Genomic DNA, 24,753 nt, shown 5'->3' with positions numbered 1-24,753 from the left:
TTTACTTTCCATATGAACACCCTTAACTAGTATAAGTTATGTATATATTTACATTTAAACTTTACGTTAAAACTTTACATCATATAACTTATCAGAATCTGATAAAATTACCTATCCTTTTTGATTGGTTAAACCTAGATTTATATGTTGAAAATGCTTAATGATAAAAAAAATAATGGTTTATTGTTTTGTTAATTGGTTTTTCAGGATTTTCGTTATTCTCTCTAGTAAGTCGCAGATATATGCTATTTCACTATTATCCAATTTCGTTATCCTATTTTCCAATACTGAAATACCATTATCTAAGCTTTGTAATATCTCTATATTACTCATATCTCTAAACGTTTTTGCATTTATCACTTTACTTTCCATTTTGATCACCCTTAAGGTTCCTAGTTAATTCACATATTCCATAAAATGCACATTCGTAACATGATCGTAGTTTCCTAGGTTTATTGAAAAACCACTTATACGGTTTCGGTTTCTCTAAACACTCTTGGATCTTCCACATTAAATCGTCTATTTTCACACTTTCCATATTGATCAATAATGGATATGGAATTATATGCATATAAATTTTACGTTAAAACTATACGTTAAAAATGAATAATAAAACAAAAAATAAAAAAGAGAGTTTGGATTTAAGGTTTAACAGTCTTTCAGTAGTAAAGTCACTATTAATTCTTGTAAAGTCTTAATGTCATTTTCTCTAAAGAATATTGCTATTCTATCACCGTCCGCAAATACTGGAGTCCAATATTCGTAAAACTCTAGTAAATCCTTTAAGCGTATTTCTCTAAACTTTTCACCATTTTCAATTCGTTTACTAGCAATATATAAACCACACTCACTAAAATCACAAACTTCATGACTTTCGAAAAACCACATAACGATATCATTGGCATTTAACTCACTATCACCGAAAAACCTTATGTAACGCCAGGGCCTAAACTTTTTTTCTCTATTCTTACTTTCCATTTTTTATCAATAAACTTATGGATAAATTTACTTATAAACTTTACGTTAAAAATTTACATATAATATTAATGTATATATCAACAAAAACAAAAAGAAAAAAGGTTTAGTGTTTTGATATTGGAATTAAGACAATACCTTTAGGATTACCTGACTCTACTATTATACACTTAAACTTACTGAAACACTTACCACAAACCAAAACGTCACTATTAGTTCCATAAGGATAAATCAAAGGTATTCGTTTATACGGCCGCTTAAGTGGTTTGGATCCGCAGATAAAACATTTTGCATTTTTTACCTTTTCATATCTGTTTTGACTTTCCATTTTTGATCATGTTATTTTATGCTTAGTTTATATATAAGAATTTCGGTTATCATCTAATAACAGAAATAGACAAAGAACGTTCTTTGTCTTTTCCTTTATATGCATATGAAAAATGAAAATCAGGATAAGATCATGATAATTTTGCTATTTCCAGGCGTTTTGAATTGATGTAGGGGGGAGGGGGATTTTAATGTTTGAGTGTTTCATCTAGGGTTTTCTGTTTTAGTAGTTCCTTTGCGTATATCCTTTTTCCAATGTAGAATGCGGATCCCTTATTTCTAAATTCCCCTTCTAATGATGCGAATTTTTCTAGTAGTTCAGGGTAGTGGGCTCTTATGGCTTCTAGGGTTTTCTTTGTTGTGAATGCTCCGCATATGCATGTTTCTTGTATTCCCATTTTGTAGTGTGGGCTTATGGGGAGATTGTTTTCCCTTATGTATCTTTCTACGTCTTGATCGTTCCATTCAAGTATTGGGTTAAGTTTCCATATTTTATGTTTTTGATCCCAGTATGCGAATTTGAAATTAATTCTCCTCATGGATTCAGTTTTCCTCAATCCAAGTATATGTGCAACTCTTGGTTTAAGATGGGATGTGAAATCGTATAGTGGTTTAAGCTTCAAGTGGTAGCAGCAATATCGACGGTTCTTCTGTGGAACTCCCCATTCCCTTGCAAGTTCCCAAAATGATTTTTCAGGTTTCAATATGTGGCATTCCCCGCCTAGAGGTTTGAAGATCCTTTCGAAAACCATGTTTACATATGGGTATATGCATGGAGGCATTACTGTTGTATCCACGAAGCAAACATATTTCTCTAGGTCTAGGTCCTTCAAAGTTACAAGTGTATAGTGTGTTGAAACAAGGCTATCCCTTCCACCTGAGAAGCAGCATAGTATCGACTTCACACCATGCTTTTCAATGAACTCTCTTAAACTCATTTTATTCCAAGCCTCCTTCTAACTTCAAGTATTTCTGGATGCTCTATTAAGGCTAGTTCCCTAACCGTTATCCCCAATGCTTCAGCTTCATCCCTCTTCTTATCATATCTCCTCTTCCCATATACTGTTTCTGGGTATAGGATTACTTGTGGCCTAGTCCATGCTTCAATTACATCTGCATTTTCATGTACTATTGTGAAGTATCTTCTGGGTTCAAGCCATGGATATTCAGATGGCTCCTCCCTAACGAACCTTATCAAGTTAAGCTTCTGTAGATAGTTGAAGTATTTTCTGAATGAGTTGTAGTCTCCCCACCACTTTAAATCCATTTCCCTCAAAGTCCTCCTAAATGCATCCCAAACCTCATATATGTATGCTTCACCATGCCTAAGAAGGTATTCCCTAATGAATTCGCCAGTCGTGAATGGATACCAGGACCTCCAACCCCTAGCAGCTTTAGGTCCCCTAATCATTTCCCTTCACCCCAGAGGAGTTCCTGTATTTTCGGTAATTGTTTTGACATTTCTTCGGTTGCTGAGACGTAGAATTGGAATGTGGTTCTAACATCTCTATGTCTAGCCAAATATTTGCTTACGATCTCTATTGGGACCCCTCTCTCAATTAGATGTGTTATTATGCTATGTCTAAGCAAGTGTACTCTAAGCTTTCTACCATTAGGCTTTATCCCAACCCTTTCACAATCCCTTTTGAAGGCTATTTCCACAGCCCTATCGGTTAAATCGAACAATTTATTTGGAGTTCCGAAACCCATCTTCAAATATTCCTCAATCATATTTCTAATCCATGGTTCAAGATTGAATGTCGCAGTTTCACCTGCCTTACGCTTAAGTATTGGGAATGTTATCGTATTGGCCTTTAAATCTACAGTTGCATTTAAAACCTCGCTTAGACGTCTACCATACGCATAGCATAACGAGTATATCAATCTATGAGGGTAACGTGAATTCTCAATCAACAGTCTAACCTCCTCAACAGTTAAGCGTTCAGCAGGTTTAAGTGAAGCAGCTATTGATGGTATCATCATCTTCAAACTTTTAAGCTTCCTCTCATCCAAATCCATTAGCATTATTTGAAAGTAGCTTAAAACGTCACGGGCATATGCCCCCAAAGTTGATGGTGAAACACGTTTACCAAGTTCATCCATCCATTTAGCTAAACTCTCAACTCCAACACTCAACTTATTCTTCTTAAGGAACTCATCATATAATGCTAGGACTTTAAGCTTCCTCCTTAGACTTGAAGGCTTATATACCCTCTGAGCTCTGGAAGAAAAAGTCTCCAAATCAAGCATAAATCAAAATTTGAAATTTCAACTTATGAATTTTGCGGTTATCACAACAAGAACGAAAACGCAAAACTTAAAACATACCAAAAAATCAAAAATATTTTGGTATGGTAACTGTTAGAAAAAGGTACTACAAACAAACATACATCTACGAAGTCGTAGATGGAAAATGGATCTACCTAGGCAAAGAAAAACCAATTCAAGAATGGCTAAATAAAATTCACTGTGGAGACGCATATAAGCTGCTTAGGCAAATGCCAAGCGAATCAGTTGATTGCGTGGTAACCTCGCCACCATACTATGGCTTGAGAGTTTATGGTGGAGAAGAAGTTAAGACAATATTCGGTGGAAACCCAAACTGCGAGCATGAATGGGGGGAATACATCCCATCAAATTGGAAGTCTTGGCGGTGGAACACGTTGAAAAACCCAACCCACCCAAATGGAGTAAAACAAGCTACACATACAATTTCAAAGGACCATGGTTCATTCTGCATTAAATGTGGTGCATGGAAAGGGCAACTCGGCTTGGAGCCTGACTGGAGAATGTATGTTGATCATCTAGTAGAGCTTTTCAAGGAGGTTAAACGTGTATTGAAGAAGACTGGCTCATTATGGCTCAACATTGGTGATACCTATGCCTCTAAGCCAACTGGAAGCCTTGGTAGAAGTGGATGGGAAAGACCTCACAGCAGGGATCAAAGCATTGAGGCGAGGAGGATCAGGGGAAACGTTAATTACCCATCTAAATGTTTGATGGGCATTCCTTGGCGTGTGGCTTTTGCATTGATCGATGATGGATGGATACTTAGAAACGCAATAATATGGCATAAGCCCAATGCAATGCCATGCAGTGTCAAGGATAGGTTAGCACAAACATATGAGTACATATTCCACTTCGTTAAAAGCCGAAAATACTATTACAATTTAGACAACATTAGAGAGCCTCATACAAGCATAAAGGATTTGGGGAGAACTAGGCTTGACACTAAAACTCCGAAGCACGATTTAGCGGTAAGTGTTGGTGCGGGGAATATTGGTCCAAGCGGATATCTAGGTCAACATCCACTCAGCAGAAATCCAGGTGACACTTGGAAATCTAATGGAAACCTTGAAAAACTAATCCAAATATGCCTAAAGGAATATGAGAAGGCAGTGAAGGAGAGAATTGCATACGATCATAAGGGAGGGGATGAAGCTCCAGAATCATTTAAAGCAGCTTCCGAATGGAATAGGGGGACTAGGGAGACGATGAATAAAATCATAGATTCACTTCCAGTTCCAGAAGAAGTTAAAGCTAAATTGAGGAGTTGGTGGCATGATGCACAGAGCCACCCATTGGGCAGCAATCCTGGAGACGTAATATCATTTACGAAACACGATCTAGCAGTTGGGAGGATTGGAAACTATAGCTACATGGACCCATTACATGTGAAGGCATACAATCCATTGGGGAAAAACATTGGAGACACTTGGAAGTGGAATGAGGAAACTAAGGAAACATCATGGTACTATAATCTCGGAAGGATACGTCAATTAATGAGGATGCTGGGATTACCTGAACAAAACCCTCTTGGAAGAAATCCTGGCGATATATTCAACATCCCAATGAACAGCAAGTATCTTGAAGCAGATGTTAAAACGGCCAGTCCAGCTGCAAGGTCCGTTAAGACTTTGATGAATGGCAAGCTTACAACCCATGTTAAGCAGAGGATCCTAGATGTAGGTGCATACTTGAAAGCTAAGTTGAAAGAATCGGGATACACGATCAAACAACTTGCCGAAATCACTGGTGTAAAGCAGACTACACTTGAACACTACTTTAGAACTGATTTTTCAGGTCAGGCATTGCCAAATAGGGAAACATGGAACCTTCTCAAACCATTGCTCAACTTAGGTGAATATGATGATTACATAGATGAAGAGATAAGGTTAGCTTTACCTCAACCTCACCCATTGGGGAGGAATCCAGGCGATTACTTCAGCATTCCAACAAAGCCATTCAAAGGCGCCCACTTCGCAGTATTCCCACCTGAACTTCCATTACGTCCAATACTTGCTTCATGCCCACCAGATGGAATAGTTCTGGATCCATTGGCTGGAAGTGGAACAGTGGCATATACATGTGAACTTATTAATCATGCCATGTGGGATGAGTTCCGCATACCAGTCAACAATATTGCTAGAAGCGTGAAATGGAATATCAAATGGATAATGATAGACATAAACCCTGAATACTGCAAGCTTATGGAGGAGAGGCTTGAACCATTCATTAAACAGAAACGTTTAGATGAGTTCAAGCGGACCTAAACCATAGGATACTAGTAGCAATATATGTGCCGATAGCTCGAGCCTAGGATCTTCATCACTTCGAAACCTTCTGCACGATGATTTTATCCTTTAAGTTGAGCTTCTCAATCAAGGTGTTTAGGAAAGTCATTACCTCGTCAACCGTTATTTTTCCATCACTCCACGCTTTAACCCAGTAGTCTATGGTCCAACCTATAATGTCACGTCTCTGCCATAATATGTATGCGTAATGCACGATCACACCTATAATTGCCCCAAGTATTCCTATGGCTGCATATAACCATTCATTCAAAATTTTCACCCAATTAACTCATTAGAAAAGTTCAATTAAAAGTTTTCTCAGATCGTTTAAGCAGTATGGCTAAAGCTTCATTGGCACTGTCCAGCTTCCTGTTCATCACATTATTTTGCTCTATGATTTGTGCTAGGAAGAGTATAAGTATCGCTCGGTCTGCTTCATCATCCTTCATGCCTTTAAGCTTATCGTAAACTGACATGACGATCTTCGCTGCTGACGGGGCTGTAACGGTTATAACTTCAGTGAGCCATGAATCCATCATATGTCACCATTAGTTTAATTGTATGTTGAAGGTAAATAAATGTTTGTGTTGATTTAGCTTTTACCTTCTAGGCTGACGCTGAATGTGAAGCTTGGATTTGTTCCACCAATAACCCATCTAACCCTAAGATACTTGAATGCTATGTCTATTGGGTTTGGAGTCCAAAATGTATTTGTACTGGTTATGCCAGTCTGCGAGAATAACGTTTTATATTTCCCACTCACCCTATCCTTCCCCTCCACGTAGACGTCGAGCGTTGGGCTTGTTCCACTTACATCCGTTACATCTATGCATATTTCCCCCTTCATGAGTCTGCCAACATCAATGTCATCAGTGTTTCCACTCTCAGTCCTCGTAGCAGATGCAGCGAGAGTTATGGATCCACTGTAACGTTCATATATGGCAACCCTTAAATTGCCAAGGTCAGTCAACGTTGATGGAAGCTTACCGCTTAAAGCTTGAAGTGTAGCTTCAGTGGCAAGGTTAGCGATGTTCTGTATGTATGGAGTCCAATCGTCACCTGTCTGCGGAGTTCCGCCTATACGCCCTATATTCATGTTGTCCCTTACAGTGCTGAGTGGAACATCTAGGTTTAATGGGTCGTGAATGTACAGTCTACCATACTCGTCGAATGTAAGCTGGTCGATTTGACTTTTAATGGCACTTAAAGTTGACTCAGTCGCCAATCCAACAGCATCCTTCTCCAAGCTTATCGGTAATAGTGCTGTGCCGTCAGGTAGCACTGTGACTTTAATTGGATAGAGCTTTCCAGAGCTAACATCAACTAGGTATAACACTGCCTTCCTAGCAGACATCATTATGGTTCACCACGCTACAATGAGAGGCTAACCCTATACCTCACCGTCAAGCTTCCAAGAGGCTTAACCTTTACAGGTGCAGGCAGCACATCCCTTACAACAAGGTATTTTGCATCGATACCACTTATAACCTCTGAATATGTCCATGCTGCTATCCCAACTTCTCTCACAATTATATCACTGCTAGTCTTGTTTATGAATGTCCTGTAGAGTTCGACGTAGCTGCTCGTATCACTGTAGCTTGAGGCGATTACATGCGGCTCATAGTCTAGCTGTCCAGGGCTTGTCCCATGATTTATCTTGCTTGACAACTTGTAATCGTTATATGAAACTGGGTCTGAACCTGAACCCACCAATATACCATATGAATCATCGTTGTCTCCAGCATTCATTCCCATAATCCTCATGTACTTTGCATATGTATCACTAACATATTGTTCCACAACCGCACTCTTGGATACTCCAGACATATCTATAATTCCCGATACAGTCTTCCCAGTTGAGCCGTCACCATTATTCTTCAGCATTCCAGCTAAAACTATCCCGAAGTTCTTTAGGAAGCTCTTCGATTCGCCTCTATAGATGGGTTTCCCATCCCTTTCAACTATGAGTTCACATTTAATTTTCATCCAAGCTCCACCTCCACAGTTACAGCTACAGTTGCACTTCCACCTGCAGGCACAGTATATGAGGTTGGCAGCACATCCCTTGCAACTAGAAATCTAAGGTCATTGTTACACCTATACCTCACTACAATTCCAACTTCATTTATTGTTACAGTTGCACCAGAGGCATTTGCAAAGCTTCTCACAAACCTAAGCCTATACACTGGAGGTGAAACGCTTGTGTCGACGTTGTAATCATCGACTGTAATTGGATTGTAGTCGAGTTGACCTGAACCTGTACCGTGTGATATCTTGCTGACAAGTGCATATTGATTCAAGTTGACAGGTGTAGTTCCCGAACCCACAATTATCCCATATGTGTCATCGTTGTCAGGTGCAAGTACACCCATCTGAGCATGAAAGAGTATATCACGATGTGTTCCATAGACCGTTCTACCCGTTCCACCAGTATCAGTTATAGTTACGCTTCCAGTACCATTACTCCTCATGAATGCTTCGAGGAATTTGAGGAAGTTATTTAGGAAGCTGTGCATTTCATGCCTACCGTACTTCACAATCTTCCCATTCTCATCCTTTACAAGTATTTCAATTGTACCCTTCAGCATTCTACTTCACCTCCACGGTTACTGTTGGACTTTTAAGTTTGACTGTAACCTTTCTACAGTCAACTGCAAGTGCATATGCAGTGGTCTTCAATTTAGTTACACCCTTAACTACTGACACTTACGGTCACCACCGTTCTAAATTTATTGCCCAATGCAATAAATGGGTTTTCAGTGGTTACGAGGACTTTAGGCTTCTCAGTCACTGGGAGGGATAATGTCACCATCCTCTGAGGTGTAACTGTGAGGTATAGTTCCTGTGTGATGTAGACTTTCCCTTCAGCCACAGTAGCCCTTATGCCTGCATCGACGAACATGTGTGCAGAGTATGATGTTGATTCAACTTCCGCCTCATATGTTCCAGCACCCTCATATTCCTCTTCAAACACTTTCGTCCCCTCTGGGCTTTCAACATACCATACTCCCTTCAAAGCTTCTGGTATGATTGCCTTGCATTTATGTTTGGGCATATTTTGTCACCTATACTCAAATATCCCTCCCGAGTATTTTAAAGTTATTTTCCTTATCGCTGTAGTCTTCGTTTTAGCTTTGCCTACAAGTATAATCTTCTTGGTTAATATCTCCCCGAAATCTTCATTGACATCCACATCCACCATTGAATCCTCATCCAGCTCTAAAAGCTTCACTTCCGTGCCATCAAGCAGCACGTAGACTTCACCTTGAACTTCTGGTTCTGTGGTTAAAGTGAATATTCCAGGCTGAATATAGCCCCTATCAGTTGAAACTTCAAGTCTAGCCGTAGTTCCACCAGGCATATTCACATCAATGGAAATTGTAAGTGTACTAGGCTCTATAGCTCCAATTGAAACCTTGGTTTTGGTTATTATTGCAGTGCTCATTTCACTCCCTCCACTCGACAACTATGGTTAGATAGCCTGTGCCGACGTCGTTAGTTATGTATAGCTCTTCAATGGCGAAGTTGTCAACCCTGTAGCCTGTGTAGAGTTCTTCGGGTTCACCCGTCGTCGGGTCATTTCTACGCCAAGATGCTGGACTGTCAAGTCTTGTGACAACAGCACTCTTAGCAACGATACCCATATCCCTCAAACCGAGTGGCTCATTATTCCTTGCCACACTCAGGTCGAGCTTGAACACCTTATACCTGTTGTTCAGTACCTCTTCGACCGTGGTAACTGCTGGTGCTGGAGGTGCCAAAATGGCTTCTGTCGGAGGTCTAACCGCTGCACCGAGAGATTTAGCTATACCCTCAAGTAGCTTGTTCGTGTAGTCAATCTGCTTGATTAAGACCTCAAGCTGCTCATCTACTCTTGTGAATATGTCTATGAGCTGGTACCACTGATGTCTGGGTATCTCGACGACACCATCAACCTTAACACTCATCAGCTCACCCCAGCTGCAACCTTGTCGAAGAGGTCTTTCTCCTCTGCCTCTCTACGCTCATCGGGAGTTAATTCACTTGGAATCCACATGACTTTCTCACGTAACGTAAGCCTACCAATACCATATGAGACTCTAACGTAATAGTTTCCAGAAGTCTTCACGTCCAAGCTTATCTCGATCTTATCCAACCCTATAACCCTCAATGGTGCTTCATAGCTCAATTCTGGGAGGCAGTATGGGTCTAGGCTCAAGGTCTTCTCAACTCCATCCCTTTCCACAATTATGTATGCTGCACCTGGAGAAGTTGGCCTTGCAGCTGATATTCCAGTCAATATTATCTTCTTCCCCGCTGGAACTGGAAGCCTAGCTATGGTTCCAGAACTAGACATCTTAACTGCAATAGTTCTAAACTCCTCTATTCCACTATAAATGTTGAATGGTTCAGGTGTTGATAGCCTCAAAGCTTGCAGTAGACCATACTTCTCAGCAAGCTCAGGTTCATTTCCAGATAGCTTAACGCCAAGTTGAAGCTTCATTGCAACTGTTGGTTTGAATACTGTAACCCTATGCCTCCACTGATATGCGGAAACTGTTGAGGGGGCATATATCCTCATTGAAGTTATGATCGTGGATGGAACCTTAACTTTCTCCTCATAATCCAATCCCCTTGCAACTGCAAGGTTATCGAGCTTCACAACATCAGTATATCTATCCACATCCATGTGGAATACTAGGCCGTCAACCCTATTGAAGCTTAACCCTTGAACTACAATTATGTTTGGCGTGAAATCACTGTACTCTGCAACCTTATTCTCCCCTGCATTCAAATCAACTGGAATTGCACTTAGGAAGCTTTCACCAGTATACTTCCAGATACGTTTAATGTCTATTTCAGTTCCCATTTAGCTCCCCCCTTTCTCCCTCCTTAGGCATTCTGATAATTTTGCAATCTTCTCTTCAAGGTCTTCATCAAGTCTATGTACGGCATCCACCAATCTAGCTGCCTCTTCACAACGCTCACTATTTCCATGGACGTTGCATTCATGGAAAGCCCTCTCCACAGTTGCATACCATCTTCCATACTCCTTGATTGCATCAATAAGATTTTTAAGTTCACGTCTACAAGCCATAAAACCACCAATACTTTTATTACATTCAGTTATATTTCTATATTTTTGATAACTAATGGGTTATGGGTATGCCTAGACATAGATACCTACATGATCCAACCACGATCACAGTGGATAGGGATGTAGCTGAACAGTTGAGGAAGCTTAGAATCCGTAGAGGTGAACCTTTAGGGGAAGTTGTAAGGAGGATACTGGCTGAATATATCCGTGGAAAGAGGGTTTCAGGCATTTAGGGAGGGTTTAAGCCAAACTGCAAACAACAAGTTCCCATAAGTTACCTTCAACACGTCGTCCAATGCAATTTCAGTTACATTGAAGCCCAACTGCTCAAGCTCCCCCCTACTCCAGAGGCATACATGCTCCTCAAATGGGTTTCCAGACTCCTTCACTATGTCGAGGTTATCATGAAACTTGGTTGGAGTTGAAACTATTATCATTTTAGCAGTCTTCTGCAATGTCTGTATCAGCTTTAAGCCTTCCTTCTTCGGGATGTGTTCTATGAAGTCCAACATTACCACTGCATCTGCCACTGGAACTTCAGCTTTCCTAACATCTACACTTATGATTTCATCGTAGCCAGCTTTCCTCGCCAACTTAGCGTAGGGTTCATATGGCTCTATGCCTATGAGCTTCTTACAATGCTTCTTAAATACATTGCCCAAGGTTCCTTGCCCGCAGCCGATGTCAAGTATCACGTTGAATTCAAGTCCATCAAGTGCCTTTTCAACTGCCTCTGCAAGCCTATTATACTTGTTTACAGTGGCTTCAGTGTAGAGTCTATTCTTCAGGGCTTGATACATGTTTTCATCTATAGTCACAACTGATTCATGCTCGCACACTACACTTGTATCCACATATATGTCGAAGTGTCTTGAGGCTTTACGGCAGAAGTATAGGTCTTCACCATATATGCCTTCAAACTTGAACCATGGCTGAGGTATAGTGTCAAAGACAATTTTACTTATCAAGCAGCAACCTAAACCTACACCATCGACACGTATAAGCTGATTCTTTGGGTAGGATAATATGTTCTCATATAATGCACCCTTCCTATGCCTATATATCACTGGAAAGTATGGTGGATACCTATTGAAGTATATTCCACTCACAATCTCCTTATCATGCTTCAATAGTCTAGGTATGACGTCTGCAGGTGGAATGACATCCCAATCCAGGAAGAAGATCCATCCATCATCGAGGCTCTGAGCAATCCTAGTGCGTGAAACTTCTAGGTTTGGGTAGTCGTCGAAATATATGCGTGTAGGATGCATCCTCGTAGAATTATAGAATACTTCACATAGCCTTGCAGCCCACCTAGGCGTCAAAACGTTTCTACCAACACCCCAAACAGGTATACCTATAACGATATGCTTAGACACAAAATAGACTATTATGGATTCAGTTAATAAGTGTTACTCATGAGAAAAAAATGGGGGTTGAATTATGGTTTAAGTTGCAATGCTACGTTGGAGTTGGATAGAACGGCGTTATCGCAGGTTTAACCACTAGGAACCTCCAAGTCTTGCCAGTGGTATCGGTGACTGCAGATGTGGTTGGATTGTAGAGTCTAACAGTTATGCTGTCTGTTGTGGATACATATGCACCGAAGGGTACTAGTCCAGCTTGAAGGTCTGATGGGGGTAGAGGTATAACGTAGTCAGTGGTTTTAACTCCAGTTGCAGTTACAGTTACGGTTGCTATGGCTCCAGCTGAAACTGTTCCAGGAATCACTGTGGCTGTTTTCACATCGATCATTGCAGCTATAAGTGTATTCCTATCCATTCCTCTCACCTCAATACAACTTTAACTCCATAAACATGAAGCTCAACTCCATTTGCAGGGATTGCTGTTCCATTGTCTATTACTTGTATTCCACCCTTAACTCCATGGAATAGGAATGGCTTAATAAGCTTCTTTGGACCAGCCAACTTAATATTTGCATTTACACTTGTATCATAGTACATTGCAGGTGGGAAGAAGTTCTTCTCTGGAAGTGGTCTAGTGGTAAATTCTGGCATTGTAATCCTACCCTCAACATAGAACCTCAAAGCCTTGCTATTGCTGTGTGGTATAACGCCTAAATGCGTCACTATATATGCATTCTCCTTATTCACTAGGTTCCATGATAGATTCATCCAATCATAGTTTACCTTGGCATAGTATTCGAAGTCATACCACTGGTTTGGAGTTGTATCAACCTTATTCCTTGCATATGTGAACCATGGGAATACCTGAGGCTTCTTCTGAGCCAAACCACCAGGCAACTCATTCCATGTTTCAAGTGAAACTGGAACAGGCTCCTTCACATATTCCTCCTTGTCGAGCTCAATTCTCCCACCCACAACTGGAGTTCCAACCTTCTCCAGCAACATGTCCTGCCCCCTAACCCTAGCAGCCTTCAAAACAATAGTGTAAGGCTCACTTATAGCTTCATCAGCCACAGTCTTAACACTTAAAGTCTGCCCCCTAGCAACTTTTGGGCATGTGCCTTCAAGTGGACCTGGAATAATTCCAGTTATAGGTCTATGAAGATATGGAATGCCGAAGTCAACTGCTACACCAACATTGGCTTGATGCTCCAATGGAGCCATAACACTATTAATCCTCAAAGTTTCATACTCCTTCCCCTCAATCATCAATGTCACATATCTAAACTTCCTAATCAAGCCAGTATCAGCATTGACTGGCGGAATTATTTCAAGCCTAAAAATCTCTAGGACCTCATTAGGTGGAAGCTTATATGCATCTGGGCTAACCCACTCTTCACCTGCAGCTTGACTCCCAGTATGCTTGAACTGAAACTCCACAACTGGATCCCAAACACTCATTACAGATCACTCCCAAATCAAAGGTTGGGAAATATTTATTTGAATATTTGCTCACTTGGTATCTTGGTGTACAAAATGGAGAAGACTGAGAGGATCGTGATTAGATGCACTCCAGAATTATATAGGCGTTGGAAACTATTCCTACTTGAAAATAGGGATAGATTTAAAACTTCCTCAGATGCATTGGAATACTTGCTCTCGATCGTTAAGGTTTCGAGGATAACTAGGTATTAGCCAGTCTTATAGCTTCCATCTTCAAGAATTAGGCTTGCCTTCAAAGTGCTTCCAGCAGGTATGCCCATCTTTTCAACTTTAAGCCTTGCAATTACATCGTATTTCATGTCGCTATACTTTTTCCCTGCAAGAATATATGCGCCTGCAACCTTGCTGAATACTGCCCATCCATTTGAATCCGTGGGTATGGGTCCATAGTGATGTTTAACAGTCTGCCATTCAGTTGTCTCGATCAATTCAACTTCAGCTTCATTTTCACCTACGGGTTCACTGTTAACTTGAACATTCACCCTTACAGTCCAATTCTCAACTGCATATGGTTTGCCTGCTTCAACATGTACGTAGACAACGTTGCTCCATATTTCGGCAGTATATGTTCCATACTTATAGATGTATCTAGCTGCATATGTATGGTCTCCAGCTTCAGGTTTAAGTGATGTCTGCCCCCTAAATGTCAATATATACTTGTATTCCGTGCCTATAATTTCATATAGATCCACATCTATATCTGATGGCTCAACAGTGAAGGTTACAGTTTCACCCTCAGCTATACTTGTCTTGTCAACTGAAAGAGTAATTTTGGGGAGGACTATCTTCGGAATCAATTCAACCCCTATCTCAACGTTTCCAGCTGGTAGCGATACTTCGCCAACATAATCTTGATAGCCTGGATACTCAACCTTTATGCTTGCAGTTCTAGCCCCCTGAACATTCGTGAAGACTGCAATTCCATCGGCATCCGTGGTTTTAGGGGTTGAGTCTAGGGTTACAGTTGCACCTTGAATAGGCTTCTTCGTATATGCATCGTAGACTCTAACTGTAACTGTAATGTATATTGGATGTAGATGGACTTCGATTGTGCATGGTTCAGTTATATTTACAGTTCCACTATAAGTTTCATACCCAGATTTAGATACCGTCAATGGGTAGCTTCCAGTTGAAATTGTGAATTTAGCTTTCCCACTGCTGTCCGTCGATGTTGAAAGTGCATTTAGCTCAACCATTGCACCTGCAATTGGATATCCAGTTGTATAATCATATACGATCACGGTGACTTCAACTGGAGGTTTAGGTGCAGTGTAATGTAATACTCCAGATATCGATGTATCGTCACCTGTACTCAATGGGGATGGAGCAGACCCTAGGAATGTGTAGTCTGGATACTTGTCATATCCACTTTTCCTCGCATAAACCCTTAAAGATAAATCCACTATTGGTGCAGCTGTAGATGGATCACGTAAATCTATAATTGCAACTCCACTGCTATCTGTAACTCCACGTAGAGGGCTAACCCATCCTTCAGGATATGCTAAAACTTCAACCCCCTCAAGGGGATTCTCCTTGTCATCTGTGACTTTTACAATTAGCCTAGGATACCTTACAGTTACAGTTTCATATCCCCTATAAACGTCGGGTGGAATAGCCCTTAAAACTAGAGTTAAGCTTCCAACATGATTGAATTTGCCAGTATATGAAACTGAATCTTCAATTATATTTCCATTTTCATCGGTATGTATCTTCCCCTTACCAATCAAGAAGTATTCATAATATCCTGGAACTGCATAGTATAGGTCTAATTCAACTTCCGCTCCCTTGACGTCATAGCTCTTAAACCATACCTCCAAATCAGTCCTTTTAGGATAGATCGTAAATGTATATGTAAAACCTGCAATATACTCGGGCATAACTACTTCTTCCCCCTCACAGCTGAAACCAAGCCTGATATCGCTAGAACTGCTGCTGCTCCACCTATAAGTATCCATGTAGTTTTAGGTATAGCCTTGGTAATCTCCATCAATTCCCATCCTATGATGGCCAGTAAAGCCAGTATAACCAGTAATGCTCCAACAGCAGCCCATGGGAATGGTGAACCTGTAACCCTAAACCTAATGTATAGAGTGCTATCCTTGACATATGCCTCAATGAACTCGTGGTTTGGATACCCTATGATCGTATCCCTAATTAGACTTACGTTTTCAACAAGCCATTCAGCCAAACCTGCTATTGGAGCCCATCCACATTGAATCTTCATTATATACTCATGTGGTGGAGGTGTAGCTTTAAGTTTGAAGAAGTGTTTAACTTCCATTCCAAGTGGAATATCGAAGCATTCTGGTGGCGTAGTCAGATTTTCAGGTTCATAGTCTGCTGCAAGAATATATTTCCATGGCATTAACCCATCGAAGTATGCTTTACCATTCTCATCGGTTTTTGCTTCAGCTATAAATGTGAATGGAAGCCTATTGTAGAGTTTTACAGTTGCCCCCTCCAAAGGCTTTCCATTTGGATCTACAACTAAAACTGTAACTTGATGTTCAGGTGGAGTTATCTCCAATGTGAATTCAGCTTCACTTGGCATTACACTCGCCTCTCATATATTGCTCCGCAATTTGGGCAAAATGCAAATTCACCATGTACATTTAATGCTGAACCACATTGATCGCATATTAAAACTTCACTGGTTGGAGATGTGAAATCGAACGTTAAACCCTTAACGTTTCCACTTGGATCATGCCATGTACCATTTTCAAACACCAATGATTTCTTCGCCTCAGTTCCAGCCTTAATTCCATCCTTATCCACTAGGAGCTTTGCAACTGCATCATAATATATGTTGTCGATCTTTGCACCGAAGAGGTAGTATGCACCTGCAACTCCACTTATAATTGCAGTTCCACTCTCATCAGTCAATGCTGGACCATAATTGTGTTTGAATGGTTGCCACCAAGTAGTTTCATATAGCCTTAATTCAGCTTCACCTTTACCTACAGGTTTACCCATTACGGTTATATGGGCTTTAACAGTCCATCCTGGAACTGCTTCAGGTGTAAAGTTTAATGTTATTTCAGCTTCAGGCATACATTCACCAAAATAGTTTAGGCATATACATCCATATAATTTTTTAGAACATTGACGCCGTAACCTACTCCACACATGAAGGGGGGTTAAAAATGTTAGGAGTGATGTTGAAACTCCGTTGTCGGATAGTTAACATTTACTATCCGTTCCACCTTAGCCTTATGGGCTTCATTGATGGCTTTCTGGGGCAACGGAAACTCCCCTCATCCTGAACCCCCTCATTCCCACTCCATTCAGCGCTACATATCCGCCACATATCGGAGATAGGTCATCATAATAATAGCTGAAAAGAGTTATATAATTTTTTCAGAGCAGTCCAGCTATGAATGATATGAGTGCAGTTGAGACCCCCATTCCAGTTAGCTTCCTAATTTTATCCATTTTCACATCCAATGGTTCAGCCTTTCCAGGGAGCATTCCAGTTATGAATCCACCCAGTAGTGTTCCACCTAAGCCTACTAGTATTGCCTTACCAATTGCACCTATCAATCCATTTCCATTGCTACTATAATATTGTGTACCGCAGTTTGGGCAGAATGCTTCACTCGAATTATATATTAATTGACTTCCACATTCCTCGCATATTACTGGATTGTAGAAGCTCTTCTCAAACCATCTTGCAAACTTCTCGCTCTCCACGTGATCGACGTATCCCAATGCCTTATGAAATATGTAGTGACCATACTCGTGTACTAGGACGTCTGGAGTTGCATAACTCTTCAAATTTATAGTGCCATTAACGTAGCATCCAAGATAATTACATTCATTTGCCATTGGACATGTGTATTCGCAGTTGTAGTTTATCCTTGGAGTTGGTAGGCTAGGCAAAAAATTATGTAGCCTAACCAAAACTTCGCTGAAGTCCTCCAATCCCGCTCAGCCCATTAACGTTTAGTAGCTTGTTATCCTAGATACTGGGGTTGCCTGAACTTGTGGTGATGGCGTAATCCTTACGAATCCAGCTTCAGATGCACTTCTAGGTGTATACCCCTTCTTAACGTAGCTTCTCACAGCCTTGTATATGCTCTTCTCAAATAGTGGTAGCGAGGAGTAGAATAGTGGCTCAGTCAAGTCTGTTTCAATGCCCAAATAGTTCACTAATCCTCCACCTAAACATACTGCTGCCCTCTCAATGTCTGTGGCATTCTTGAATGGCTCAGTCCAACCCTGACTTTTGTCGAGTTCCTCTAAACCTATATCCAATGCACCATATATGGCTGAGGTCAACCCCTTCCTAAAAGTTATCCTAGCCATATATTCACCAATTCAAATATGAGTTGAGGCAAAATATAAGTGTTTCTTATCCTTCGCTCAACCTTTCCTTGAAGTATGATTTAGCATACTCCAAATTGTTTTTAAGCCAATTCATGCATGTAGGGGATGAAGCTATGAAGTATAGGTTGCTCCTAGCCTTCAAATTCTTAGCAGTCTTCAAGTATAGGTATTTCAATATGTCTTTAACCGTTATCCTATCCAAAACTTCTATGACTTGTTTTTCAAGCTTCTTTGCCTTTGCAACGTTTACAAGTTTTTCAACCCTCTTCCTCCATTTTGGGGGTAGATCGTCCATTAGGTTTTGATGTGTATTTATGTATTCCCATATGTCTTCAGGTGAGCTATCCCTCAATAGTTTAACTATCCCCCTAGTGCATTCAGCTATGATTTCATCTCTGGCCAGATTTATGAGTGTCCTTATCGCTATCCCCTTAAACTTTTCTAGGACCATTTCCATTCACAATCCTATTCAGCTTTTTTGCTGTATTTTGCTCCACATTTCGGGCATACTATGACTTTTGCGTCTGGTGCAACCTTTATTTCAGCTCCACATTCATCGCATATTATTGTTTCGATCTTAGGCTTACCAGTCTTACCCTCCCTCACTGATTCCTCCCTTTCAGCTTTCCCCTCAACCTCCTCTTCCTCCTCTCCAGTTTCCCCTAAAGCTTCGGATGCAGCTGCAATTAATCTTTTGAATCCACGTTCAACTGCAGCTCTCTTCTCGGCTTCAGCTCTCATCTGTAATAGTTTGAGTTTAGTGTCTAGGTCGAGTTTCTTAAGCATCATCTGGAACTCCTTTTCATCCCTCTTCATCTCCCTCAATAGCTTTAGATATTCGGTATCCTTCTCCTTTCCACCTCCAAATATCCTTTGAACTATTTCCAGTTTTTTAGGGTCTTCCAATATGTCGTCAAGCCATGTTCTTGGTCTAGGTGGATTCATATAGTAGTCCACTGCAGCCCTCATGAATGTCTTATATGCTTCCTTCAAATCTTCATCCATACCTCCACTCGTCTTAGGCGATATCTCCCTAATCAATTCTGCAACCCCCTTAATCAATTCTGAAACATTAGACCCCGATTCCCTCCTTTCACCCATAAGCCTATTGACATGCTCGATCGTCTGTAAAACTACGCTTGCAGTCTTATCAACTGATGCATTTGGATTCGATAGTACTGAGGATATTGTCAATGGAATTAGCATTGAAGCAGATTCACCTCTACCTGCACTCTTCAAAGCCGAATAAACTGCTAAAACCTTCTTCCTCTGTTCTTCGGGAAGTTCTGCAAGCATCTTTGCAGCTTCAATGTCTGCTATAGATGCTGAGCTATTTTCATTCGATGAACTTTTAAGTTCCTTCTCCAAATCCCTAACCCTCTTCTCACTTTCAAGCCTATACTCCCTAAGCTTAGCCAACCTAGCTCTCCTAAGCTCCTCCCTCTCAAGCTCCTTCAATGCCCTATCCAGGTCCTCTTCACTTTCCTCGCTTGCCTTCTTTATGACTTCCCTTATCCTACCCGTTTCCCCTCACCCCCCATTTTAGGTCTAACTATTATTCCAACTTCAACCCCCAAGCATTCCCTCATATGCTCATCTATAACTTCATTTATGAATTCATCTATGCTCATCTTAGATCCAGTCTTGGATATGAAGTAGTTATAGTATTGTATTGTCTGTGGTAGAAGCTTAACAGTCTTCCTAATTTCAGGTTCATCTCCAACTTCAATAACCCTCTCAACGGATGAAGTTTTAACTCCACCAAAACGATCCTCCAAAGCCTTAACCCTATCCATAAGGCTATATAGCATCGACTTCAATTCCTCAATTTCAGGTTTAGCCTTCTTACCACAATGCTTCATATGTGCTGCAAGTGATTGCTGACTATCAAAAGATCTACCACATATTTCGCAGACATATTTACCTTCACCCTTCTCCGAAGATTCAGCCATATGCATCACATAAACTCATGTTCCGCACACTATTAAACTTATCTCTTCAGTTGTATTCACAGATATACGCATATGGCTCGCAGGATTTCGTAGAATATATTCTGTGGATTTCCATGCATTTCTGCAATCTTATACCATTCATGGGACCCCCACCCCCACCAAATACTCTGCGAATAAAATTAATATCATCTGCGTTTCCCATACATACGCATCCTCTTCCGCAACTCACTGGATAAAATGTCTGTGGATATATGCATTAATCCAGAAAATATCTCCTGCGGGTTTTCTGCGTGTATCAATAGGCTAAATGGATCGTGCGGAGGGAGAAACCTATGCCATGGTCCTAGGAATGAAAGCGAATCCATATATCTATGGACTCTACCATAGCTTCTCCCAAGGATTAGGCGATCGATAAGCTTGTGAACCCTATGACTTGGCACAATATTGAATATGTGAAGCATAAACTTAAAATTAATGAGAATAGAATATTCATTTGATATGGCTAAGATAGAGAAGATATTGGCTAGGATAATACCCCCATTAACGGACCTAATAATGGATGGATTGAAGGGGAACCCTGAATTGAAAGTAGAGGAACCTTCACTCCCAATTCCAACGCCATCGATAACTCCAATTACATTTGAAAGGGAAGTTCCATCTCCAAGCTATCCAGGACAAACGAGGGAAGACTACTGTTTAGAATGCTTGGAGAGACATTACTTGAAGGCATTAGGACTATTGGAGGAAGCAGAGAGGTTCAGCCTAAGCAAAGGCGAAATAACCCCAGAAGCAAGGCAGAGGATAGAGTTGGCGTTGAAGGAAGCTGTTACAGCTGAAGAAGACCTTGGAACAATGGTTAGAGATAAGGAATTGGCTAGGATGCTTGATGAGATAAAGGTGAAATATAGGGATTGGAGGAAGTGGCTATGGAGTGAGAGATTGCTGACGAGCCAAAGGGACATAGCCAAACTGAGGGAGGCAATTGAGGGGATGAGGCAACTAGTCGAATTAACCAGGAAGGCAGCTGAATACTACGATCAAAAATATGGTAAATGCAGCTACTGTGAAGCATTGGCAAAGGAATTAGCAGAAAAATTCGGAGTGGAAGAAAGTGAAGCATTGGAAGCAATATATGGAATGGCATCCGAAAACAAGGAGAGGATAAGGGAGGCAGCTGAAAAACTGAAGAGGATGGGTGCATTCGAATACACAATGAAGAGGGTAAAGGAAATGCTCATGGAATTGGAAGGTGGTAAAAAGTGAAGAGAATTAGGAACTCATCAAGTGGAAGGTTGACTGAAGCAATACATGTAAGGCTTACAAACGATGAACTTGAATTCATAAGGATGATAAGCATGAAGACTGGGTTAAGCCTAAGCGAATCAGTTAGGCTTGCAATAAACATGTTCAGAATAATACTAGGCTTAGAAGCCGTAGACGTTGAGAAGGTTGGAAGAGCATTGAGGGAAGCATCTGAAAAGGCATTGAAATCCATGAGCAAAGAGGAGTTGGAGGAATTGAAGAGTGAAATGGAGTGGGATGAAGAATGGATGAAATTGAAGAACTCAAAGCAACACTTAGGGAAAGAGGGTTGACGGATAGACAAGTAGAGGCTGGAGTAAAGTATTATAGGCATTTCGCATCCAAATTCGATATACCAATACCCATAGCTGCAAACATGATAGTAAACATGATAAGGAACATGCGTGAAAAATTCGAGAAAGCATAATTGTGCTACAAAACCTTATATCAATTTTAAGCGTATATTCCAATAAAATATATGGGGGTGAAAAACCGTGACAAAGGAAATTGCAAAGGCCAAGTATGCCGCCAAAGTCTGCGGATACCTAGGCGTACCACATGAAAAATGTGAAAAGGTGTTTGAAAAGCTATTCAACAATATGAAGGCAGCCTTCGAGGCAGTTAAATAGAAGGCTACCTCAAATTTCGCTTCCCAAACATCCCCTCTTTTTTTTATCTTCCATTTAGCAATAGTATTTAAATGGTTTATCGAAGAAACATAATTTTTATCTTTGAACTACATATAGATTTTCGGTGTAGCATTTGGCATTCGATCCAACATTTACAGAGGCAGTTGAGAGATGTATGCGTGCATTATCGAGGAGACGTATGAGTGAAGCCATAAAGTGGCTTACGGATTTAATGTACTATTCATCCATGAAGGGGCTTGAAGATGAATATATGAAGACATTTGAATTCATATTGAGGGAAGTTGAAAGGCAGCCAAAACCATTCCCAGAGAGATTTGCAGAATCCCTCAATAGGAAGCTTGAAGACATTTCAATGGGAAGTGAAGCAGTATATTTGAGGAGATTATTGGATGGAGCTGAAGAAGTCAAGAGGGAGAAGTTGGGCAAATACTTGACTGTGGAAAAGGAAATTAGGGAGAAGGTTAAAAGATTCTTAGAGAAGGAGTTGGGGTGGAAATATGAGTGAAGAAGAAGAAGAGATAAAGATACTTATGGCAAGAGAGATAGTTGAGGAGATATGCAGTGAAGTAGATGTGGAAAAAGCACCAAGATGCAGAGCAATACTCCACAAAATACTCGTAAACGGAGCAACAGAGGAAAACTTGAAGCCACTAAAAGAACTCCCATGGGAAGCAAAAATCGTAATAATGAGGAAACTAATGGAGATGGGAGTAGAATGGAAAAAGTAATTGCAAGACAAGTATGCAAAGTAATAAGGGATCCAAAGAAGAACATATTATGCGTGGAACTATTGAGCAAAGTATTGGCTGAGGGGGAAAAGGTGAAAGATCAAGTTAGGGAAGAGATGAGGAAGAACTTCAACGAAGAAGAAAGAAGACTTATAGCGGAAGAATTGAAGAAGATTATGGGGTGAAATTATGGCTGAGAAGGGGGAGGTAGACGTTGCATATGAGCTTTGCAGCGTAATTGAGGATGTTGAGAAACGTGCAAAATGCACTGCAGTTCTATCAAAGATACTTGATGAAGCATTGAAGGAGGAATTTGTCTGGAAGAGGGAAGATGTGAAGAAGAGGCTTATGTCTGCTGGGCTAAGTGAAAGTGAAGCTGAAAAGGTAATAGAATACGCCGAGAGACCATTCAAAATGGAATGAAGAAATATAAAAGCATACTGAAGATCGTGAAAAAACTATTGGATAAACTATTCGAATTAATAGTCAAATTCATATTGAATGTGAAACCACATAAATAGGCATAATAGAGGACCTAAACCCAAAGTTTAGGTCCGCTAATTTAAGGAAAAACTATAAGGGATGAATTTGTATAAGTAAATATGGTGAGATCGTGAGTGAAGAAACCGCATATAACGTTGCATATGAAGTATGCAAGATATTCCTTCCAAATGCCAGGAAAACCGTAAAATGCACTGAGACTTTGGCTAAAATATTCATACATGGAGTTGCAAGGAGGGATGATGTGAGGAGGGAGCTTAGGGAAGCTGGTCTAAGTGAAGAGGAGATAAAACGTATAGAGGAGGAAGCTGAGAGGAGGATAGGCTGAATGTCTGAGGAATTCGTTAAGACGATGAATGAACTTATGGGGAAATATATTGGGATAAGGAAGGATGCACTTAAACTGACCACTGGAATATATATGATTGGGGAAGACATATTGACTTGCAACTATACCATGCTCCTATATAGGATGACTGACTTCGGATATACATGGAATAAAATACTGCCTAAACTTGAATCTGAAGATCGTGAGAAAGCACAATCAGCTCTACATGAATTCTTCGAGGAAATGGTCATGACGCTTAGGGCTAGATGTAGATGCAAGTGAAATCATCCATTCAATATTTCCCCTATCCTCGACATGTATTCCATGAAGTATCTTACAGCTTCATCCATGTTCTTGCAACTCCACCTCCCAGGACTTCTTGGGAAAGTCCATGCAGTTGAATCCCAACTGTCAATGTACCGTTTAACGTGGGGTAGGGCTTTGAGGGTTAAGCCGAATGCATGAATCCACGATCTAGGGAAGATCTTCCTCGCATACTTGCAGCAATACGTTATCCACTTCACATTCCTACACTTGCATACTGTTCCAATGGCTATTTGAGGGTAATCTCCACCCACAATTTCCCTAAGCCTATTACATGAATCTATGAAGCTGAACGTATCCATATACCTGGACTGTATAACTGGAAGCCAGTTTACACCACCAATTCCAATGAACCTCTCAATGTTCCTCAAAGTCCTCTCAACATTATCCATTGCCGATGGAGTTGGCTTATCATCAACATAATAATCTGCTGGATAATCTGGTATGGTTATGAATATCCTCCCATCGAATGCTTCACTAATACTCCTTGCAACATACATATATCTCTCCAAAAATTTCGGGGGGTAATCGCTTAGCTTCATGTGGAAGAAGAATAACCCAACATTGCTATCCATAATTGCATGGTCAAACCTACGCTTAAACAACTCTCCACGCTGCCTAAAAGTCACAAATAAATATGGATAATAAATTCTTGAGGGTGGGAGAGTATAGAAGCGAACCATACCAAAATATTTCTGATTTCTTGGTATGATTTTAAGGTTTACGTTTCATACGATCATATAAAAATTATGTGTGGTTTAGTGGATTTTGCGTCTTAGTTTTTACTGTTCAGTCTTCTAAGTATGTTTGAGGCTTCAT

40 protein-coding genes and 2 pseudogenes are annotated in these 24,753 nt (G+C 40.6%); 14 read left to right on the top strand and 28 right to left on the bottom strand.

What is annotated here, in order from left to right; all coding sequences use genetic code 11:
• Positions 1–180: 180 nt before the first annotated feature.
• The 5 genes from MRT15_RS04315 to MRT15_RS04295 form a co-directional block, all read right to left on the bottom strand.
• On the bottom strand, positions 181–372 hold the full coding sequence (locus tag MRT15_RS04315; RefSeq protein ID WP_304328266.1) for a hypothetical protein: 192 nt from the start codon (positions 370–372) through the stop codon (positions 181–183).
• 276 nt (positions 373–648) lie between these two features.
• Complete coding sequence (locus MRT15_RS04310) at positions 649–888, bottom strand: hypothetical protein (RefSeq protein WP_304328264.1); 240 nt, start codon at positions 886–888, stop codon at positions 649–651.
• Between the two features lie 602 nt (positions 889–1,490).
• Positions 1,491–2,240: a phosphoadenosine phosphosulfate reductase family protein gene (locus tag MRT15_RS04305; RefSeq protein WP_304328262.1), complete on the bottom strand. Its 750-nt coding sequence runs from the start codon at positions 2,238–2,240 to the stop codon at positions 1,491–1,493.
• Positions 2,237–2,713, bottom strand: a complete 477-nt coding sequence (locus MRT15_RS04300; RefSeq protein WP_304328260.1) for a hypothetical protein — start codon at positions 2,711–2,713, stop codon at positions 2,237–2,239. Before MRT15_RS04300 ends, MRT15_RS04305 begins: the two co-directional genes overlap by 4 nt.
• A complete protein-coding gene (locus MRT15_RS04295) occupies positions 2,710–3,543 on the bottom strand; it encodes a tyrosine-type recombinase/integrase (protein ID WP_304328258.1) in 834 nt (277 codons plus the stop codon). Before MRT15_RS04295 ends, MRT15_RS04300 begins: the two co-directional genes overlap by 4 nt.
• Before the next feature lie 110 nt (positions 3,544–3,653).
• On the opposite strand from MRT15_RS04295, the pseudogene MRT15_RS12550 reads away from it, so the two are divergent.
• Together MRT15_RS12550 and MRT15_RS12545 are read left to right on the top strand one after the other, a co-directional pair.
• Positions 3,654–4,628 (top strand): annotated as a pseudogene (locus tag MRT15_RS12550) (site-specific DNA-methyltransferase); the annotation flags it as partial.
• An 870-nt stretch (positions 4,629–5,498) separates the two neighbouring features.
• Positions 5,499–5,855: pseudogene (locus tag MRT15_RS12545) on the top strand (DNA methyltransferase); the annotation flags it as partial.
• A 55-nt stretch (positions 5,856–5,910) separates the two neighbouring features.
• Here the strand turns inward: MRT15_RS12545 and MRT15_RS04285 are convergent.
• The 10 genes from MRT15_RS04285 to MRT15_RS04240 all read right to left on the bottom strand — a co-directional run bounded on the left by MRT15_RS04285 (position 5,911) and on the right by MRT15_RS04240 (position 10,953).
• Entirely contained in the window at positions 5,911–6,147 is a 237-nt protein-coding gene (locus MRT15_RS04285; RefSeq protein WP_304328255.1) for a hypothetical protein, read from the bottom strand.
• 31 nt (positions 6,148–6,178) lie between these two features.
• The gene (locus MRT15_RS04280; protein ID WP_304328253.1) at positions 6,179–6,412 is read right to left on the bottom strand and encodes a hypothetical protein; all 234 of its coding nucleotides are present in this window, start codon (positions 6,410–6,412) and stop codon (positions 6,179–6,181) included.
• Positions 6,413–6,468: 56 nt separating this feature from the next.
• A complete protein-coding gene (locus MRT15_RS04275) occupies positions 6,469–7,230 on the bottom strand; it encodes a hypothetical protein (RefSeq protein WP_304328252.1) in 762 nt (253 codons plus the stop codon).
• A 17-nt stretch (positions 7,231–7,247) separates the two neighbouring features.
• Positions 7,248–7,862, bottom strand: coding sequence for a hypothetical protein (locus MRT15_RS04270; RefSeq protein WP_304328250.1), 615 nt, complete (start codon positions 7,860–7,862; stop codon positions 7,248–7,250).
• Complete coding sequence (locus MRT15_RS04265) at positions 7,859–8,464, bottom strand: hypothetical protein (RefSeq protein WP_304328248.1); 606 nt, start codon at positions 8,462–8,464, stop codon at positions 7,859–7,861. The genes MRT15_RS04270 and MRT15_RS04265 overlap by 4 nt, the downstream gene beginning before the upstream one ends.
• A gap of 104 nt (positions 8,465–8,568) precedes the next feature.
• Entirely contained in the window at positions 8,569–8,931 is a 363-nt protein-coding gene (locus MRT15_RS04260) for a hypothetical protein (RefSeq protein ID WP_304328247.1), read from the bottom strand.
• Between the two features lie 6 nt (positions 8,932–8,937).
• Positions 8,938–9,321, bottom strand: a complete 384-nt coding sequence (locus tag MRT15_RS04255) for a hypothetical protein (RefSeq protein ID WP_304328245.1) — start codon at positions 9,319–9,321, stop codon at positions 8,938–8,940.
• 1 nt (position 9,322) lies between these two features.
• The gene (locus MRT15_RS04250; RefSeq protein ID WP_304328243.1) at positions 9,323–9,823 is read right to left on the bottom strand and encodes a hypothetical protein; all 501 of its coding nucleotides are present in this window, start codon (positions 9,821–9,823) and stop codon (positions 9,323–9,325) included.
• On the bottom strand, positions 9,823–10,725 hold the full coding sequence (locus MRT15_RS04245) for a hypothetical protein (RefSeq protein ID WP_304328241.1): 903 nt from the start codon (positions 10,723–10,725) through the stop codon (positions 9,823–9,825). Before MRT15_RS04245 ends, MRT15_RS04250 begins: the two co-directional genes overlap by 1 nt.
• A complete protein-coding gene (locus MRT15_RS04240) occupies positions 10,726–10,953 on the bottom strand; it encodes a hypothetical protein (RefSeq protein ID WP_304328239.1) in 228 nt (75 codons plus the stop codon).
• A 68-nt stretch (positions 10,954–11,021) separates the two neighbouring features.
• Between MRT15_RS04240 and MRT15_RS04235 the strand changes: the two genes are divergently transcribed.
• Positions 11,022–11,186: a ribbon-helix-helix domain-containing protein gene (locus tag MRT15_RS04235; protein ID WP_304328237.1), complete on the top strand. Its 165-nt coding sequence runs from the start codon at positions 11,022–11,024 to the stop codon at positions 11,184–11,186.
• Here MRT15_RS04235 and MRT15_RS04230 read toward each other — a convergent pair.
• The 3 genes from MRT15_RS04230 to MRT15_RS04220 all read right to left on the bottom strand — a co-directional run bounded on the left by MRT15_RS04230 (position 11,175) and on the right by MRT15_RS04220 (position 13,781).
• Positions 11,175–12,332, bottom strand: a complete 1,158-nt coding sequence (locus MRT15_RS04230) for a class I SAM-dependent methyltransferase (RefSeq protein WP_304328235.1) — start codon at positions 12,330–12,332, stop codon at positions 11,175–11,177. The two genes, MRT15_RS04235 and MRT15_RS04230, sit on opposite strands and share 12 nt — an antisense overlap.
• An 82-nt stretch (positions 12,333–12,414) precedes the next feature.
• On the bottom strand, positions 12,415–12,735 hold the full coding sequence (locus MRT15_RS04225; RefSeq protein ID WP_304328234.1) for a hypothetical protein: 321 nt from the start codon (positions 12,733–12,735) through the stop codon (positions 12,415–12,417).
• Positions 12,736–12,740: 5 nt separating this feature from the next.
• Positions 12,741–13,781 (bottom strand): hypothetical protein, encoded by a 1,041-nt coding sequence (locus MRT15_RS04220; RefSeq protein WP_304328232.1) that lies wholly within the window; start codon positions 13,779–13,781, stop codon positions 12,741–12,743.
• A 75-nt stretch (positions 13,782–13,856) separates the two neighbouring features.
• Here MRT15_RS04220 and MRT15_RS04215 point away from each other — a divergent pair, with 75 nt between their 5' ends.
• The gene (locus tag MRT15_RS04215; RefSeq protein WP_304328230.1) at positions 13,857–14,015 is read left to right on the top strand and encodes a hypothetical protein; all 159 of its coding nucleotides are present in this window, start codon (positions 13,857–13,859) and stop codon (positions 14,013–14,015) included.
• On the opposite strand, the gene MRT15_RS04210 is transcribed toward MRT15_RS04215, so the two are convergent.
• The 9 genes from MRT15_RS04210 to MRT15_RS04170 all read right to left on the bottom strand — a co-directional run bounded on the left by MRT15_RS04210 (position 14,012) and on the right by MRT15_RS04170 (position 20,541).
• Positions 14,012–15,700: a carboxypeptidase regulatory-like domain-containing protein gene (locus MRT15_RS04210; RefSeq protein WP_304328229.1), complete on the bottom strand. Its 1,689-nt coding sequence runs from the start codon at positions 15,698–15,700 to the stop codon at positions 14,012–14,014. The two genes, MRT15_RS04215 and MRT15_RS04210, sit on opposite strands and share 4 nt — an antisense overlap.
• A gap of 2 nt (positions 15,701–15,702) precedes the next feature.
• A complete protein-coding gene (locus MRT15_RS04205) occupies positions 15,703–16,374 on the bottom strand; it encodes a carboxypeptidase-like regulatory domain-containing protein (RefSeq protein ID WP_304328227.1) in 672 nt (223 codons plus the stop codon).
• Positions 16,374–16,874 (bottom strand): hypothetical protein, encoded by a 501-nt coding sequence (locus tag MRT15_RS04200; RefSeq protein WP_304328225.1) that lies wholly within the window; start codon positions 16,872–16,874, stop codon positions 16,374–16,376. Before MRT15_RS04200 ends, MRT15_RS04205 begins: the two co-directional genes overlap by 1 nt.
• A 306-nt stretch (positions 16,875–17,180) precedes the next feature.
• Entirely contained in the window at positions 17,181–17,744 is a 564-nt protein-coding gene (locus tag MRT15_RS04195) for a hypothetical protein (protein ID WP_304328223.1), read from the bottom strand.
• 21 nt (positions 17,745–17,765) lie between these two features.
• Entirely contained in the window at positions 17,766–18,128 is a 363-nt protein-coding gene (locus MRT15_RS04190) for a hypothetical protein (RefSeq protein ID WP_304328221.1), read from the bottom strand.
• 46 nt (positions 18,129–18,174) lie between these two features.
• Entirely contained in the window at positions 18,175–18,600 is a 426-nt protein-coding gene (locus MRT15_RS04185; protein WP_304328220.1) for a hypothetical protein, read from the bottom strand.
• A gap of 14 nt (positions 18,601–18,614) precedes the next feature.
• Positions 18,615–19,607, bottom strand: a complete 993-nt coding sequence (locus tag MRT15_RS04180; RefSeq protein ID WP_304328218.1) for a hypothetical protein — start codon at positions 19,605–19,607, stop codon at positions 18,615–18,617.
• 53 nt (positions 19,608–19,660) lie between these two features.
• A complete protein-coding gene (locus MRT15_RS04175; RefSeq protein WP_304328216.1) occupies positions 19,661–20,101 on the bottom strand; it encodes a C2H2-type zinc finger protein in 441 nt (146 codons plus the stop codon).
• 185 nt (positions 20,102–20,286) lie between these two features.
• Positions 20,287–20,541, bottom strand: coding sequence for a hypothetical protein (locus tag MRT15_RS04170; RefSeq protein WP_304328214.1), 255 nt, complete (start codon positions 20,539–20,541; stop codon positions 20,287–20,289).
• A 58-nt stretch (positions 20,542–20,599) separates the two neighbouring features.
• On the opposite strand from MRT15_RS04170, the gene MRT15_RS04165 reads away from it, so the two are divergent.
• The 10 genes from MRT15_RS04165 to MRT15_RS04120 all read left to right on the top strand — a co-directional run bounded on the left by MRT15_RS04165 (position 20,600) and on the right by MRT15_RS04120 (position 23,892).
• Positions 20,600–21,364: a hypothetical protein gene (locus tag MRT15_RS04165; protein WP_304328213.1), complete on the top strand. Its 765-nt coding sequence runs from the start codon at positions 20,600–20,602 to the stop codon at positions 21,362–21,364.
• Positions 21,361–21,696 carry a hypothetical protein gene (locus MRT15_RS04160; protein WP_304328211.1) on the top strand — a complete coding sequence of 112 codons (336 nt, stop codon included), beginning with the start codon at positions 21,361–21,363 and terminating at the stop codon, positions 21,694–21,696. The genes MRT15_RS04165 and MRT15_RS04160 overlap by 4 nt, the downstream gene beginning before the upstream one ends.
• Positions 21,648–21,830 carry a hypothetical protein gene (locus MRT15_RS04155; RefSeq protein WP_304328209.1) on the top strand — a complete coding sequence of 61 codons (183 nt, stop codon included), beginning with the start codon at positions 21,648–21,650 and terminating at the stop codon, positions 21,828–21,830. The genes MRT15_RS04160 and MRT15_RS04155 overlap by 49 nt, the downstream gene beginning before the upstream one ends.
• A 67-nt stretch (positions 21,831–21,897) precedes the next feature.
• Positions 21,898–22,032 (top strand): hypothetical protein, encoded by a 135-nt coding sequence (locus MRT15_RS04150; RefSeq protein ID WP_304328207.1) that lies wholly within the window; start codon positions 21,898–21,900, stop codon positions 22,030–22,032.
• Positions 22,033–22,165: 133 nt separating this feature from the next.
• Positions 22,166–22,558 carry a hypothetical protein gene (locus MRT15_RS04145; RefSeq protein WP_304328205.1) on the top strand — a complete coding sequence of 131 codons (393 nt, stop codon included), beginning with the start codon at positions 22,166–22,168 and terminating at the stop codon, positions 22,556–22,558.
• A complete protein-coding gene (locus tag MRT15_RS04140; protein WP_304328203.1) occupies positions 22,551–22,781 on the top strand; it encodes a hypothetical protein in 231 nt (76 codons plus the stop codon). The genes MRT15_RS04145 and MRT15_RS04140 overlap by 8 nt, the downstream gene beginning before the upstream one ends.
• Positions 22,769–22,966 (top strand): hypothetical protein, encoded by a 198-nt coding sequence (locus tag MRT15_RS04135; protein ID WP_304328201.1) that lies wholly within the window; start codon positions 22,769–22,771, stop codon positions 22,964–22,966. The genes MRT15_RS04140 and MRT15_RS04135 overlap by 13 nt, the downstream gene beginning before the upstream one ends.
• Before the next feature lie 4 nt (positions 22,967–22,970).
• Entirely contained in the window at positions 22,971–23,204 is a 234-nt protein-coding gene (locus MRT15_RS04130) for a hypothetical protein (protein ID WP_304328199.1), read from the top strand.
• 190 nt (positions 23,205–23,394) lie between these two features.
• Entirely contained in the window at positions 23,395–23,610 is a 216-nt protein-coding gene (locus MRT15_RS04125; RefSeq protein ID WP_304328197.1) for a hypothetical protein, read from the top strand.
• Positions 23,611–23,892 (top strand): hypothetical protein, encoded by a 282-nt coding sequence (locus MRT15_RS04120; protein ID WP_304328195.1) that lies wholly within the window; start codon positions 23,611–23,613, stop codon positions 23,890–23,892.
• Positions 23,893–23,894: 2 nt separating this feature from the next.
• Here the strand turns inward: MRT15_RS04120 and MRT15_RS04115 are convergent, their stop codons facing one another.
• The gene (locus MRT15_RS04115; protein WP_304328194.1) at positions 23,895–24,539 is read right to left on the bottom strand and encodes a hypothetical protein; all 645 of its coding nucleotides are present in this window, start codon (positions 24,537–24,539) and stop codon (positions 23,895–23,897) included.
• Between the last annotated feature and the right edge of the window lie 214 nt (positions 24,540–24,753).

This window comes from Candidatus Culexarchaeum yellowstonense (assembly GCF_024707025.1).
Classification (GTDB): Archaea; Thermoproteota; Methanomethylicia; order Culexarchaeales; family Culexarchaeaceae; genus Culexarchaeum.
The sequence above is the reverse complement of the archived record's forward strand: the minus strand, read 5'-3'. Positions and strand labels throughout refer to the sequence as shown.